The sequence below is a fragment of the Chryseobacterium sp. CBo1 genome, from assembly GCF_001693475.1.
GTDB lineage: Bacteria > Bacteroidota > Bacteroidia > Flavobacteriales > Weeksellaceae > Chryseobacterium > Chryseobacterium formosense.
The window spans coordinates 12,619-27,670 of record NZ_MAUH01000015.1 but is presented as its reverse complement, the minus strand read 5'-3'; the positions used below and the strand labels follow the sequence as shown (position 1 = coordinate 27,670).

Below are 15,052 nucleotides of genomic sequence, written 5' to 3'. Positions count from 1 at the left end.
GGATGAAATTATATCTCCTCGGTATTCAAATTTTTTAAATGTCCAAAGCAAAAAAAAATAAACGGCCGTCTGCCAATGCTTCAAATTTATTTGAGGTAGAGTCGATTATTAATTTTAAAGAAATGCCTTTGGAGGTTGCTATTAAAATGCTCAAAGCTTCAGAAATTTTTGTTTCGGAGGAAGAAGCTTCCGAGATATTATCACTTTTACATACTCTTGCTAAAGTTACGATCAAAGAGTTTCTTTTAAATAACGATTAATTTCTTATTTTAGTGATTCATAATTACTTAGTTTAACAACTTTGTAAGTTTTATATTATGCTTTATTTCCAATTTAAATTAAATGAATATGAAAATTGCTGATTTATATATACGTGTATCAACAGACGAACAAGCTGATAAAGGATATTCTCAGCGTGATCAAGAGGAAAGATTGAGAAAACATTGTAGTTCTTTGAATATAGCTATAGGTAATGTAATTTATGAAGATCACTCAGCTAAAACATTTGAAAGACCTGAATGGAAAAAGTATATGTATGGATTTAGAAGGTTAAGGAACATTAAAGAAGGAAGACTGTTATTATTCACAAAGTGGGATCGTTTCAGTCGTAATACGAGTGAAGCCTATCAGATGATTTCCAATTTAAACAAGCTAAATATTACTCCACAAGCTATTGAACAACCGCTTGATCTGAGAGTGCCGGAAAATAAACTTTTGCTTGCGATTTATTTGTCTACTCCCGAAGTGGAAAATGATCGTAGGGCAATGAATGTGACTTATGGAATGAGAAGAGCTATCAGAGAAGGGCGGATGATGGGAATAGCTCCGTATGGATATATTAATAGAAGTAAAGAGGACGGGAGAAAATATGTTGCAGTCAAAGAACCTGAAGCATCAAATATAATTTGGGCTTTTAAACAGGTAGCCAAAGGACATCTTCCTACTGCTGTGGTTCTTAAAGAAATGAATAAACGTGAAGGAAGGAAACTTACAAAAAATTCGTTTATGGAAGCTTTAAGAAATATAGTATATACAGGCAAACTTTTGTTAAAAGCTTATAATGATGAAGAAGAGAGAATAATTGAGGGAAAGCACGATGCTTTAATCTCAGAGGATTTATTCTTGAAGGTACAAAGCATTCTATTTAGAAAAAGTAATCAAGATGACTTTTTACCTGCTGGTCGTATAATAAATGAGGAACGCTATCCTTTGAGAGGACTTTTACTATGTCCAAAGTGTAATAAAAACTTGACAGCCAGCAGTGCAAAGGGAAGAAGTAAACATTATTATTACTACCATTGTACAGTTGATTGTGGTTTTAGACACAATTCTGAAATTGTCAATGATTTATTTGTGGAAGAACTTTCAAAATTCACCTTTAACAATGGTGCAGCAAAAATATTGAAAGCAATATTTGTTCAAAATTTTGCAGTTGCGTCAAATAGCGTTGGTGATGAACGCAAAGTACTTCAAAATAAGCTTACTGGAATAGAGCAAAGAATTGAAAAAGCACGAGATATGTTCATTGAAGATAAATTAGATGAAGAAGATTTTAGAAGCATAAAAAATAAATACAAAATTGAAATAGAAAATCTGAAGGTTAAGTTAAATGCTTTAAAGAGTTCAGCTGAAAATAATAATTTTGAACAAAGGATAAATAAAGCACTTGATTCCATTATAAATATTTCTGAAAGATATAAAAATGCGAACACAATGGATAAAAGGGCTATTGTTGGTTTGATATATCCTGAAAAGTTAATCTTTGATGGAGAGAATTTTCAAACCACAAAAATCAATAGTTTTGCTAATAGTATCTTTTTGATTAAGAAGGAGTTAGGGAATAAAAAAAACCGACAAAGAAGTGAATTATCTTCTAATGTCGGTCTTGTGACCTCGACAGGATTCAAACCTGTAACCTTCTGAGCCGTAATCAGATGCGCTATTCAGTTGCGCCACGAGGCCGATGTTTAAAGGTTTGCAAATATAATACTTTTTTAGTTTCTTTGAAACATGAAAGCAAAATTTTTACTGGTAATCACGTTTTTTCTTCTAATCAACTGTAAAAGAGAACAAAAAAATTCGTTTTCTGAATGGGAAAAAATATCAGAAAGGGTGCAATTTAAAACCAATGATGGTAAAATTGATCTTAAATCGGGAAATTTTACTTATCAATTCGACAAAAACAAAGTTCCGTTTCAAAAAATTATACTTTTAAATGCAAGTTTAATGGGCTATGTAACCGAGTTAGAAGCAGAAAATCTAGTGGTAGGAATTGCAAGCCCTGAATACATTTATTCTGAAAAAATTCAGAGTTTGCTGGCATCAGGGAAAATTCAGAATGTAGGAAATGAACAGAAATATGATGTCGAAAAAATAATTTCAATGAAACCGGATGCTATTTTCACCAATTACATTGCAAGCTTCGACAATACTTATCAACTTTTGAAAAACAACAATATTCAGGTGATATTTTTGGATGAATATTTAGAGCAAAGTCCAATGGTGAAAACTTCTTACATTAAGCTTTTCGGAAAACTTTTAGGCAAAGAAAAAGAAGCAGATTCAAAATTTAATGAAATTCAGAAAAATTATAATGATTTAAAAGAACTCGCTTTAAAATCCAACAAAAAACCAAATGTTTTAGCCAACGAAATGTACGGTGATTTTTGGTATATGCCCGGTGGAAAAACGTTTACGGCAAATTATATTTCAGACGCCAATGCTCATTACATTTTAAAAGATAATAAAGAAGAAAAAGCTGTTACGATGAGCTTTGAGGAGGTCTATTCGAAATCAAAAAATATTCAGTTTTGGGTAAATGCCGGAAATCATCTTTCAAAGAAAGAAATGTTGAGCATCAATCCTTTTTATAGAAAGCTTGAGGTATTTAATAAAGGGAAGATTTATGGAGTTTCGGGTAGGGAAAAACAAAAAGCCAACGATTTTTTTGAAAGTGGAGTAGTTCGTTCGGATTTGGTTTTAAAAGATTATATCAAAATCTTTCATCCTGAACTTTTGCCCGATTATCAGTTAACTTATATGAAAGAATTAAGGTAAGTTCCGTTATTTTTATATTTTTGCACTAACTTTTTTAGCGTATGTGGAAGAAAATTAAACAGCTTATTTTTATTGTTCTCATTCTGAATGTCGTTTTTATCATTTGGGGAAGGTTTTTCAATCCACCCATCACGATTACGCAGATTGGTGGTCTTTTTGAATACGGAAAATTGCACCGGGATTATATTTCTTACGATGAAATGGGATCTAATGTAAAAAAAGCTGTTATTGCTTCAGAAGACCAAAAATTTTTCAATCACAATGGTTTTGATTATACAGCAATCGAAAAAGCCATGAAAAATAACGAAAAAGGTAAAAAACTGAGAGGAGGAAGTACAATATCACAGCAAACCGCAAAGAATATTTTTCTTTGGCAGGGCAGAAGCTGGATCAGAAAGGGGCTTGAAGCGGTTTATACTTTTATCATAGAAAAAGTTTGGTCAAAAGATATTATTCTTGAAAGATATCTGAATTCTATTGAAATGGGACAGGGCGTTTTCGGTGTTGAAGCGGCATCTAAATATTATTTCGGGAAGTCTTCAAAAGATCTTACCACTTCAGAAGCGGCTTGGATTGCTGCTGTTTTACCCAACCCTAAGAAGTATGATCCCAAAAATCCTTCTGCATATCTTAGAAAGAAACACAACTGGATTATGAGACAGATGAGGAATGTGAGTTTGAAATAGTATCTTTGCACTCATGAAACTGCTGAGTTCAAATACAAAAAATTTTGAAGCTGTTCTTAAAAAATATTTTTCCTTTAAGAATGAAACGGCTTCGCTGGAACCTTTGGCGGAGTTTTTTGAGGCTATAAAAAAGACAGATTTCAAAGAAGTTCTTAGTTTTTTCACCACACATCAGAATTTTTCAGAGAATTTCAGACACTATATCTACAATGTTTTTCAGGGAAGACCCTTCAATCTTTCTTTAACGGAAGCCAATATTCTTTCCGAAAATGCCTTCTTTCCTGAGCTTAAAAAAAGAATCTTAAATAAAGTTTTGCCGCCCGTAGAAAACGAAAATACGGTTTGGTATCTAATCGACAACGTCAGTTTAAGCCCGAAAAAAGACCTTGAGTATCTTCATAATCTTCCCGAAGAAGAAGTGAATGATTTGATGCGGATTTTAGGAATTTCAGATTTTATTCTGAAACCGAATGTGAAAAGCGAACTGATATTTTCAATGAACATCCTTTCATGGCGCGTTACCGGAATGGCTCTTGAAGTTGATGTCGTAAGAATGGCTCCCGAATACAGAAATTTCGACAATCCTTTTCTGGCTTTACAAAACGAACTGGAAGCTTTGGCTGAAGAATTTAAAGTTAACCCTGAAATTCAGCTTAACTCTAAAGACAGCCGATATAAGCAGATTAAAATTTATGCGGAACAATGTCAGGATTTTGTAAATATTGCTTTTAAAAATTCGTCAAAATATGGTATTTCAGGTAAAATTAATCAGTCTCTTCTGAAAATCCGCCAACAGACACAAAGAATTTCAGAAATCATCAATCTTTTGATCATTGATCAGACTGATGATGTTATTGTAAAGTCTAAACAGTTGATCTTTAATATTCTGAGTTATAAATCTCATAAAAACAATATTTCTGATCTTATCAATGACAGCACACGATTAATTTCTCATTTAATTACAAACCATACCGCAGAAACCGGAAGTCATTATATTACTTCAAACCGTAAACAGTACATGAAGATGTTCTATAAAGCAAGCGGTGGCGGAATTATTGTCGGTGCATTGTGTATTTTGAAAATGTTGTATGGTTTTATGCCCGGAAGCGACTTTTTTCACGCGTTTTTGTACTCGATTAATTATGCGATGGGATTTGTAATGATTTATCTGATGGGATTTACGCTCGCAACAAAACAGCCTGCAATGACGGCTGCAACAATGACCAAAGTTTTATCTGAACAGGAAAATATAAAAAATAATTATACCGAATTTGCCGATCTGGTTTCAAAATTATTTCGAAGTCAGTTTATTGCTTTCGTGGGAAATGTACTTCTTTCGTTTCCGATTGCGATGCTGATTATGTACGGCCTTGATGTTTTCTTTTCACAGAATTTAGCGGTTGAAAAATCAGACAAGTTACTGAAAGATCTCGATCCCTTTAAATCTAAAGCGATCCTTCATGCCTGTATTGCAGGGTTTTATCTTTTTATTTCAGGAATTATTTCAGGAAATATTGGCAATAACTCTGTATTTTATCAGATTCCGGATAGAATCGCAAAAAATCTTCCTATAAAAAGGCTGTTTGGAGCCCGTTTTGCAAAAAATCTCTCAAAATATTATGCTAAAAACTGGGCCGGAATTATTTCTAATTTCTGGTTTGGTGTTTTTCTTGGAGCCACTGCGCCTGTTGGTTTATTTTTCGGTTTAGATTTGGACATTCGTCATATTACTTTTGCTGCCGGAAATTTTGCAATTGGTCTTTATGGAAAAGATTTTGTCGTTGATTCATCTGTTTTCTGGACTGCTTTTTTTACTGTATTCTTGATAGGATTCTTCAACTTTCTGGTGAGCTTCAGCTTGTCGATGTTTTTGGCATTCCGTTCGAGAAAGATGAACTTTGGTGAAGTAAGAGAGATTTACAGAGAGATTTTCAGATATTTTTTAAGAAATCCAATGAAGTTTTTCTTTCCGCTACGATCCAATTTTGATCTGAAATCGAGCACGCTGGTTCAGAATTCAATTCCTACAAAATCTGAAGATCATTAAATTTTTCTTCACCAAATTTCTCCTGAAACTTTTTTAGATAAAAGCTTTTTCGCATTTTAAAATCGTTTTTAAGCAAGGGTGAATTGATTCTGATCTGAATAATTTTATCATCCAGATTTACACTCACAACCTCCTGAAAAAGGCTTTCATCAAGATAATCTTCCAGAAAATCTTTAATTTCAAAAGCAATCAGCTTATCTTCAAAACCATGAATTCTGGCAAAAGATTTTACCAGTTCTGAAGATTGAAATTCTCGTTTTTTGTTTCTTTTCATAGGAGATACGGGTTTCGTGATTCGTTGATCCGAGTTTTTTATTAGTTAAGAGTTTTACAATTTATTTTCGTTCCAGTTTTCTTTAACCCATTTTTTATAATTATTAATTTTTCCACCTAAAAAATCGTATTGCTGTTTTAATATTTCAAATTCTGCTGAAAATTCAGGGTATAAAATTATTATTTTTTCTAAATGATTAATTGTTTCATCGTTACTTGCGTGGCTGAAAACAAGAAATCTGTAATATTCATTTTTATAAACCGAAAGCCCATAACCCTCAACAATGTTAGTAATAACTGAATCCGAAGACCTTCTTAGCTGGCTTCCCAATTCGTACAGTTCATATTTGGGAAGGAGAAAAGAAGCTTTATGAACTTTTGGAAACAATTCAAAAGCAATTTTGTAAATATCTAAATTTCGATAACTCATTTTATTTGTGTTTTAATTAAATTATTAAGTCAGAAGTATCAAAATATAGTTTTGCAAACCCATAACTACTAATTCCAATCCTAAATCTCGAAACTCACATCTGGTATCAGACTTCAAAAATAACACTTTCCTCATTAATTCTTTTCACCACATTTTCCGTACGTTCTCTATGCGTATCCGTAATAAAAATCTGCCCGAAATTTTCCTGATTCACCAGTTCTATCAATTGAGAAACTCGTGAATCATCCAATTTATCGAAAATGTCATCTAAAAGAAGAATAGGGGTTTTACCGGTTAATTCTTTTATAAGGCTCATTTGAGCAAGCTTTAATGAAATTAAAAACGATTTTTGCTGCCCCTGCGAACCAATTTTTTTAATGAGAACAGCATCCATTTCAAAAAGAAGATCATCCTTGTGGATTCCTTTCGAAGTGTAAGTGAGCATTCGATCTCTTTCCAGGCTTTCAGACAAAAGGTTTTCGAAAGAATCAGTAAGCAAATGTGATTCATAAATTACCGAAACACTTTCTTTACCACCAGAAATGATCTGATAAAAATTCTGAACAATAGGGTTCAGTTTTGCAACAAATTCCTGTCTTTTTTCAAAGATTTTAGTTCCGGATTTGGTGATCGGATCATCATAAATTTCTAAAGAATCTTTGTCCCAAACTCTGTTTTTGGCAAAATATTTCAATAAAGCATTGCGCTGCTGAATCGTTTTCTGATATTGTATTAAATCAAATAGATAGGAAGAATCTGTCTGCGAAATCATCGAATCTAAAAACTTTCTGCGACTCTCCCCAGAATCCGAAATCAGGTTAGAATCGTATGGAGAAATCATCACACTCGGTAAATAGCCTATGTGATCTGCCATTCTATCGTAGCTTTTATCGTTTTTCTTTATCGTTTTTTTAGATTCTTTGGGTTGAAGAATTTTAATAATATCTTCGGAATCTTCATTTTGAACTTCAGCTTCTATGGTAAAAAAATCTTCATCTTGCAGGATATTGTTCACGTCACTATTGCCGAGAAAACTTTTCCCGACAGAAAGATAGTGCAGGGCATCCAGAATATTGGTTTTTCCGACACCGTTATTGCCAACAAAACAGTTGATTTGTGGCGAAAATTCAAATATCTTTTCTGAATGATTTTTGAAATTGTATAAAGAAAGCTTCTTAATAATCATTTGTCAAAAATACTTCATTATTAGTGAAAATAAAAAAGGTAATGCCGAACAGGATTCCACCCAAAAAGAAAAGTAAGAATCTTTGTTTGAATTTTCAGAAAAATAGATCAATATAAAGGTTAAGATTGAGGTTAAGAAAAAGCTCAACGCAAATTCATATTTTAAGTAAAAAACAGATAAAATAAATGCCATAAACACCAGTAAATAAGCAATATATTTCGTGTTTTGCACTCCGATTATTTTAGGGAAAGTTTCTACGGTGTCATTTTTCATATCGCGAATATCGAAAGGTAAAACTAGAGCCGTGATAAACAGAAAGCTGATGAGAAAAATGGGTAAATCAAACTCAGGTAAAGTAAGCCAACAATTCATTAAAGCCCAGACCAAACCTACATAAAATACTTTCAGCAATGGTATTTTCCGGATATAAGTTTCGAGGAAAAAGCTGTTGTAAAGAAGACCCAACACAACAATGATGAACCATTTTAAAAGACGTATTTCATTATGATTAAAGATGATCAAAGCTGCCGAAATAAGTCCTGCAAAGAAATTCAGAATCAGGATTTTATAAAAATGCTTCGTTTTTTGGTATTTGGTATAAAGATAACCGCTGAAATAGGTGATGAATAAAAGCAACACGGTCGGAAAACGGAATGTGTTTTGCTCAAGCATGAAAAATACTGCGAAAAGAGTTCCCATTAAGGATACGTAAACTTGGCTGTCTATGACAGATTTTTTCAGTACTTTTAAACAATTCATTTATCAAAAATAACACTTATGCAAAGATTTTCCAAGGTTTTGTTCCTGATCCTTATTTCACTGAGTTTTTCAAATGTTTCTGCCCAGAATAATTATGATGCTCAATGGAAAAAAATAGAAGAGAATTCCAGAAAAGGATCGTATAAATCTAATCTTCCTGTTGTTTTAGAAATTCAAAAACAAGCTATGAAAGAAAATAATGGGGTGCAACTGATCCGTTCACTAAGAGCTGAGTTCAGTCTAATCAATCAGACGACAGATGACGAAAAAAATGATACTGTATCAAAGTTTTTTGCAAAACTAACTTCGACAGGAAAAGATCTGAAAAATGATGATCAGCTGATGTATAAAGCTTTACTCTCGGGTTTTCTGATGGATTATTATAATGAAAATTCCTGGAAAATCAATGGAAGAACCAACATCAATTCGCAGGATCTCACTCAGATTGAAACATGGAGTAAGCTCGATTTTAAAAACTATTTAAACCAAAATTTTAAAGATCTTGATCAGCAAAGCCAGGCAATGAAAAAAGTTTCTCTTGCGAAGTATCGAGACATCTTTTTGAATACAGAAAACATCAGTTATTTCCCGACATTATTCGATTGGTATTCTCTTAAAAAAGTGAATTTCCTCTCAGATAATGGTCTTTTTACAAAGAATGAGCTTAACGAAAACAGAAAAACAATTGATGCGATTTTTGATGAACTGATTGCTCAGAATACCGGAAATTCAAAGCTTTATTTTATGCATCAGAAGGTGGTGGAAAACTGTATTTTCAGCTCTTGCAAAGACAAATTAGCACAGCTTCAGAATCTGATGAAAACAAATGTAGAGGGAGATTACAAAGTTCTGATCGCTGAAGAGATGATGAATGAATTGGTTTTAAAAAATAAAGAAAAAGAAGCCATTCAGATCGGAAATTCCATTAAAAACCAATATCCGAAATCTGCTTTTATCAATAATATTAAAAATAAAGAAAATCAGATCACAAATCCTTCTCTGAATATTAAATATGAAGAGCAGACGCAACCCAATTTACCGATTCATCTCGTTGCTGAATTTAAAAACGTAAATGAATTTTCGCTGAACATCTATGAAGTTAAAGATAACTTTTTAGCGTTCATGCAATATTCAAAAAATCATTACAATAATTCTTTTTCTAAGGTTAAAAAGACGTTGGTACGAAAAGATGTTTTTCAGCTGAATGATCCGAAAGATTATCAGGTTCACAAAACGTCATTGGAGCTAAAGTCACTTCCTTCGGGAATTTATGTTGCAGAATACCAGGTTTCGGGTATGAAAAATGAAGAACAGAATTTTTATTTTTTAGTTTCGAATCATAAAATTATCTATCACAGCAAAAGTGGTAATCAGCTTTTAAATGAACTAAAACTGGTTAATTCTGAAAACGGAAAACCTGCTTTAAATGAGAATCTTACTTTTTACGAATTCGTCCAAAATAAAACTTTGAATAAAGTTGAAGGAAAAACCAATGATAAAGGAATTTTTAAATTTCCGGCGACAGAAAGTAAAGAATATTACAGAACGATCTTAATTCAGCAGCCAAAAACAAATGATTTCCAGATGATGCAGTTGTATGGCTACAATAATCGTGAAGAATACAATCCGAATAAACAAACACAGAACAAGGCTCAGATTTTCACAGACAGAGCAATTTACAGACCCGAACAAACTGTGTACTTTAAGGTAATCAATACAAGGATTGAGAAAGAAATAGAAGCTGTAATGTCTGGTTTAAAGCAAAATATCACTTTGAAAGATGCCAATAATCAGGAAGTTTCTGTTCAGAGTTTTACGACAAACGAGTTTGGTTCTTATCACGGAAGCTTTATTTTGCCTAAAGGAAAACTAAACGGAAATTTTACGCTTTCAACAGACGGAAATTCTAACGGATATAAATATTTTCAGGTAGAAGAATACAAAAGACCAAAATTTGAAGTGACTTTCGAACCTGTAAAAGATGAGTATAAATATGGGCAAACTATTGAACTGAAAGGGAAAGCCATGATGTTTTCTGGGATTGCATTAAGCAATAACAACGTCAATTACGAGATCAGAAAACAAAATATTCGCTGGAGATATTTTCCTTGGTATCCTCAAAATGATAATAATGAAAATTCGATTCTTGGTGAAGCAAAAACCAATGATAAAGGAGAATTTGTTATAAAATTAGATCTTAAAAAAGATGAAAAACTAGAAGGAATTCAGATTGATAATTATCAGATCAATGCTTCGGTGACCGACATCAACGGTGAAACGCAGACTGCAAATACGAATTTAAGAGTTGCTTCGGTTTCGCATTATATCAAAGCAGATGAAATTAATAATGCTTTTGACGATGAAAACATAAAGTTGAAAGTAGAAACTAAAAATTATAACGAGCAAAATTTAAAAAAATCATATCAGGTTAAATTATCAAAACTGGAAGCTCCACAGAGAATTTTCAGAAGTAATTTTGAATTTCAAGTTCAGAATCTGCCGAAGTTTTCGAAAGAAGAATTTAGTGCTAAATTCCCTCATGATCTTTATGACAAAAATGACCAGCAAGAAAATTGGAAAGCGTTATCTGTCATTCTGAATGGAGAGAAACGAAATGAAGAATCTCTGGATTTAGGAAAATTAGAATCCGGTGATTATAAATTGGAATTGTATAATATCGAAGGAAAAGACACAATAAAAGCCGTACAGAATTTCAGTGTATGGGACAAAAAAGCTTTAAAAAACAATCAGAAAACTTTTCTTTCTGTTTTAAATTCTAAAGATGAAGTTTCGAGAGGTGAAAAAGCAAAAATCTACGCATATTCATCAGTTCCGAATGCTTTGGTAAATGTTTTTGTGCAAAACGGTTTAGGAAAAACAATTTCTGAAACTCATCAGCTTAAAAATGGAGTTTTAGAATATGAAATTGAAATTCCGAAAGATAAAGAAGTAAATAGTCTGAATCTTCAGTTTCAACTTGTAGCGTTTAATGATGTTCAGACGGAAACAGTCAATCTGAAAATAAAAAATTCTGAACAGCCTTTAAAAATTGAAACCATTACTTTCAGAGACAAAATTGAACCGAATTCGAAAGAGAAATGGGCAGTGAAAATTTTAGGAAACGAAAAAGAAAAGATTAATGCCGAAGTATTGGCAAATATGTATGATATGTCGCTGGATCAGTTTTCTGTAAACAGTTTCAACTGGCAAAACTTGTACAGACCTTATTTAGTAGTAAATTCTTATGGTATTACTCAAAATTTGGAGGCAACATATCTTAGTGTAGATTTTAATTATTTAGAACAAAAATATGTAGAAGTTCCTCAATTTAACTGGTTTGATAATTCAGATTTGTATTATTTTAGGCTGGGTAGAGGTGATTATAGTGGGAATTCAGATAAACTTGTAGTAACACAAAATGTTGTTCCCGAACCTGTAAGAGCTCCAAAAGTTGCTATGTCTCCAGCTCCTATGATGAGATTATCTAAAGAAGTAGTAAACGATGCAGCGATTGATATTCTTGCCTCAGGAAGACAGTTATCTGAACAGGAGAAAAAACAATATTCCGATTCTGATGGTGTTTTAGATCGTGAAGATTTAAGTAATGTTCCTGTTCGTAAAAATCTCAACGAAACCGCCTTCTTCTACCCAGATTTAAAAACAGATTCCGAAGGAAATGTAAATTTTGAATTCACTTCACCTGAAGCCTTAACAAAATGGAAACTGATGTTTTTGGCTCATACAAAAGATGCAAGAGCAGCAACTTTGGAAAAAGAAGTCGTAACGCAGAAAGAATTTTCGGTTACCCCAAATTATCCTAGATTTTTAAGAGAAGGTGATGAATTGAATTTACAGTCAAAATTATCAAATCTTACCAATAAGAAACTGAATGGCTCTGCTCAATTACAGATTTTAGATGCCTTTACCAACGAAGATATTTCAGAGAAATTTGGATTGAGTACATTAACTGCCGTTTCCGGTTACAATAAAGAACAGGCTTTCTCTGTTGATGAGAACGGAAATTCTGTTTTAACATGGAGGTTGAAAGTTCCGAATAACATTTCATCTATTATTGTAAAAGTCGTGGCAAAAGCAGGTCAATATTCAGACGGCGAGCAAAAAGCAGTTGCGGTTCTCCCAAATAGAATGTTGGTAACCGAAGCAGTTCCTGTTTTTGTAAAAGAAGGCGAAACCAAAACTTTTGAACTTGAAAATCTTAAAAATTCCACTTCGACAACAATTTCCAACGTTTCAAATACTTTGGAATTAACGACGAATCCGATTTGGGAAATTATGTTTGCATTGCCAAGTCTGAAAAATGATCAGAATAATTCTGCCGATGTCATTTTTAATAAGTGGTTTGCCGATGTTCTTGCTTCGGAAATTTTTAAAGCGAATCCGAAAATGAAAACCGTTTTTGAACAATATCAAAACGCAGGATTATTAAATTCCAATCTTGAAAAAAATCAGGAATTGAAACAGCTTTTACTGGAAGAAACACCGTGGGTTCTGGAAAGTACAAATGAAAATGAACAAATGCAGAAATTAGCTTTATTGTTTGATGCAAATACCATGAAAAATTCGATCAATCAGGACTGGAGCGATTTCAGTAAACTTCAAAATCCTGACGGAGGGTTTTCGTGGTATCAAGGTTACCCGAGTTCATATTCGACATCGTTGTATATTCTTAAAAATTTAGGAAAAATCAATGTCTGGTTGAAAGATAATGTGAAAGATTATCAAAGTTCAGAACAGAAAGAATTGGTGAAAAAGCTGATCGGATATGTCGATAATGAAATTAATAAATATGTTGATTCTAAAGAAAAAAATATCTGGACAAATTGGTCTTTAGATTACTTGGATACCAGAAATTATTGGGAAAAAGAATATCCGCTAAAAGGTAAAGGAGCAACTTTGAAATCCCTTGTGAAGCAAAAAGCGAAATCTGCAAAACTTACCGATTTTACATTCTTCGGATTGCATCGTGCAGCTTTATTGATGAACGATTATGGTTTGAAAGATGTTTCGGATAAACTTATGAATTATCTAAAAGAAACTTCGGTAGATTCAAAAACTCAGGGTGTTTACTGGAAACAGAATCTTGATGATTGGGGCTGGTTCAGTTCAAAAGTGGTGAATCATGCAGGAGCTTTGGAAGCTTTCAATAAGTTGAAATCAAACGATCAGAAATTTATTGAAGACATGAAAATCTGGTTAATCACTCAAAAAGAAGTGAATTCCTGGGGAAGCTCAAGAGGAACTTCAGAAGTAATTTTCACAATTTTAAACTCCGGCAAATCCTGGACAAATCCTGAAAGTGATAAAGCAACCATTGTTTGGGGCGGAAAAGAATTGCAGTCGCAAACAAAAGCAACAGGTTATGTGAAATCTGCTGTTAAAACTGATGTTTTAGATAGAAAATTAGCCACCGTTACCATAACAAAACCAGGTGCAGGAATTGTTCAGGGTGGTTTATTCTGGCAATATTATGAAGATCTGGATAAAATAAAATCTTCTGAGAATTATCTTTCAGTTAATAAGGAACTGTACAAAAAAGTAAAAACGGTAAATGGTGAAGAGTTGAAACCGATTACCAAAGAAACGCCATTAAAAATAGGTGATAAAGTAACGGTAAGAATGATTCTCAACACCGATCGTGCTATGGAATTTATTCATATCAAAGACATGAGAGCAGCCGGATTTGAGCCGCTTGATGTGATTTCGGGTTATCAGTGGAAAAATTCTTTAGGATATTATCAGTCTACAAAAGATGCTTCGACGAATTTTTACATTCAATATATGCCAAAAGGGAAATATGTGTTTGAATATGATCTGATCTGTAATGCTTCAGGAAGCTTTTCAAATGGCTTAACGACGATCCAAAATTATTATGCACCGCAAATGAATGCACACACAAAAGGAACCAACGTGATAATTTCGGAATAATGAATCTATCAATAGACGAAAGCTGTAGTCATATTACTGTTTGTTTGATTTTTCAGCTGGAGATTTTACTGCATTTTAACTATCAAATATGATGTTAAAAATTAAACGTCTGTTTAGTTTGGAATGATTTTTGATTTTATGGAATTTATAAAATTTAAATAGTATAATTATGAAATTTTCAAAAGTTATTTTGGCGGTTTTTATGATGATTATGGGAGCTCATGTTTTTGCCCAGAAGAAAACAGAGAAATTTGAAAAGCTTCAGATTGATATGTTTCCGAAGGCTAAAGAAGGATTTAAGCAGGTTTATATTCAGCTTCCGGTTGCAAAAAACGAGAATGACCTTAAAGTAGAATTTTTCGTAGGTACAGAAAAAATGCTTGACTGTAATAAGCATTTTCTGATCGGAAAAGTAAATACTCTGGATCTTCAGGGATGGGGCTACAATTATTACGAAGTAGAATCAAAAGGGGAAACAGGCGGAACTTTGATGGCTTGTCCGGATCAGAAACTTACCAAGAAATTTGTTTCTCTTCAGCCGGAAACGGTGAGGTATAACAGCAAATTGCCACTGGTTTTCTACATTCCTAAAGATATGGAAGTCCGTTACCGAATTCTTCGTCCGGATGCGATGAAAAAAGCGGTTCAGAAATAAACAGTAAAACTTA

General features: G+C 33.0%; 11 protein-coding genes and 1 tRNA gene. 7 read left to right on the top strand and 5 right to left on the bottom strand.

Features of this window, described 5'->3' with window-relative positions:
• Positions 1-38: 38 nt before the first annotated feature.
• Both BA768_RS10695 and BA768_RS10690 read left to right on the top strand, forming a co-directional pair.
• Positions 39-260, top strand: a complete 222-nt coding sequence (locus BA768_RS10695) for a hypothetical protein (RefSeq protein ID WP_065720727.1) — start codon at positions 39-41, stop codon at positions 258-260.
• Positions 261-348: 88 nt separating this feature from the next.
• A complete protein-coding gene (locus BA768_RS10690) occupies positions 349-1,923 on the top strand; it encodes a recombinase family protein (protein WP_165601786.1) in 1,575 nt (524 codons plus the stop codon).
• On the opposite strand, the gene BA768_RS10685 is transcribed toward BA768_RS10690, so the two are convergent.
• Positions 1,889-1,962, bottom strand: a tRNA-Arg gene (locus tag BA768_RS10685). The two genes, BA768_RS10690 and BA768_RS10685, sit on opposite strands and share 35 nt — an antisense overlap.
• A gap of 48 nt (positions 1,963-2,010) precedes the next feature.
• Between BA768_RS10685 and BA768_RS10680 the strand changes: the two genes are divergently transcribed.
• The 3 genes from BA768_RS10680 to BA768_RS10670 are packed head-to-tail and all read left to right on the top strand — an operon-like array spanning position 2,011 to position 5,790.
• On the top strand, positions 2,011-3,057 hold the full coding sequence (locus BA768_RS10680; RefSeq protein WP_065720726.1) for an ABC transporter substrate-binding protein: 1,047 nt from the start codon (positions 2,011-2,013) through the stop codon (positions 3,055-3,057).
• Between the two features lie 41 nt (positions 3,058-3,098).
• Positions 3,099-3,743 (top strand): monofunctional biosynthetic peptidoglycan transglycosylase, encoded by a 645-nt coding sequence (gene mtgA / locus BA768_RS10675; RefSeq protein ID WP_065720725.1) that lies wholly within the window; start codon positions 3,099-3,101, stop codon positions 3,741-3,743.
• Between the two features lie 13 nt (positions 3,744-3,756).
• On the top strand, positions 3,757-5,790 hold the full coding sequence (locus BA768_RS10670) for a recombinase (RefSeq protein WP_065720724.1): 2,034 nt from the start codon (positions 3,757-3,759) through the stop codon (positions 5,788-5,790).
• On the opposite strand, the gene BA768_RS10665 is transcribed toward BA768_RS10670, so the two are convergent.
• From BA768_RS10665 to BA768_RS10650, 4 genes are all read right to left on the bottom strand, one after another.
• Complete coding sequence (locus BA768_RS10665; protein WP_065720723.1) at positions 5,768-6,064, bottom strand: hypothetical protein; 297 nt, start codon at positions 6,062-6,064, stop codon at positions 5,768-5,770. The two genes, BA768_RS10670 and BA768_RS10665, sit on opposite strands and share 23 nt — an antisense overlap.
• A 54-nt stretch (positions 6,065-6,118) precedes the next feature.
• A complete protein-coding gene (locus BA768_RS10660; RefSeq protein ID WP_065720722.1) occupies positions 6,119-6,493 on the bottom strand; it encodes a four helix bundle protein in 375 nt (124 codons plus the stop codon).
• Positions 6,494-6,599: 106 nt separating this feature from the next.
• The gene (gene recF, locus BA768_RS10655; RefSeq protein WP_065720721.1) at positions 6,600-7,679 is read right to left on the bottom strand and encodes a DNA replication/repair protein RecF; all 1,080 of its coding nucleotides are present in this window, start codon (positions 7,677-7,679) and stop codon (positions 6,600-6,602) included.
• A gap of 3 nt (positions 7,680-7,682) precedes the next feature.
• Positions 7,683-8,378, bottom strand: coding sequence for a hypothetical protein (locus BA768_RS10650; protein WP_317039954.1), 696 nt, complete (start codon positions 8,376-8,378; stop codon positions 7,683-7,685).
• Between the two features lie 78 nt (positions 8,379-8,456).
• Between BA768_RS10650 and BA768_RS10645 the strand changes: the two genes are divergently transcribed.
• Both BA768_RS10645 and eco read left to right on the top strand, forming a co-directional pair.
• Entirely contained in the window at positions 8,457-14,384 is a 5,928-nt protein-coding gene (locus BA768_RS10645) for an alpha-2-macroglobulin family protein (protein WP_065720719.1), read from the top strand.
• A 169-nt stretch (positions 14,385-14,553) separates the two neighbouring features.
• Positions 14,554-15,039, top strand: a complete 486-nt coding sequence (gene eco, locus BA768_RS10640; protein WP_083206636.1) for a serine protease inhibitor ecotin — start codon at positions 14,554-14,556, stop codon at positions 15,037-15,039.
• Positions 15,040-15,052 lie beyond the last annotated feature (13 nt).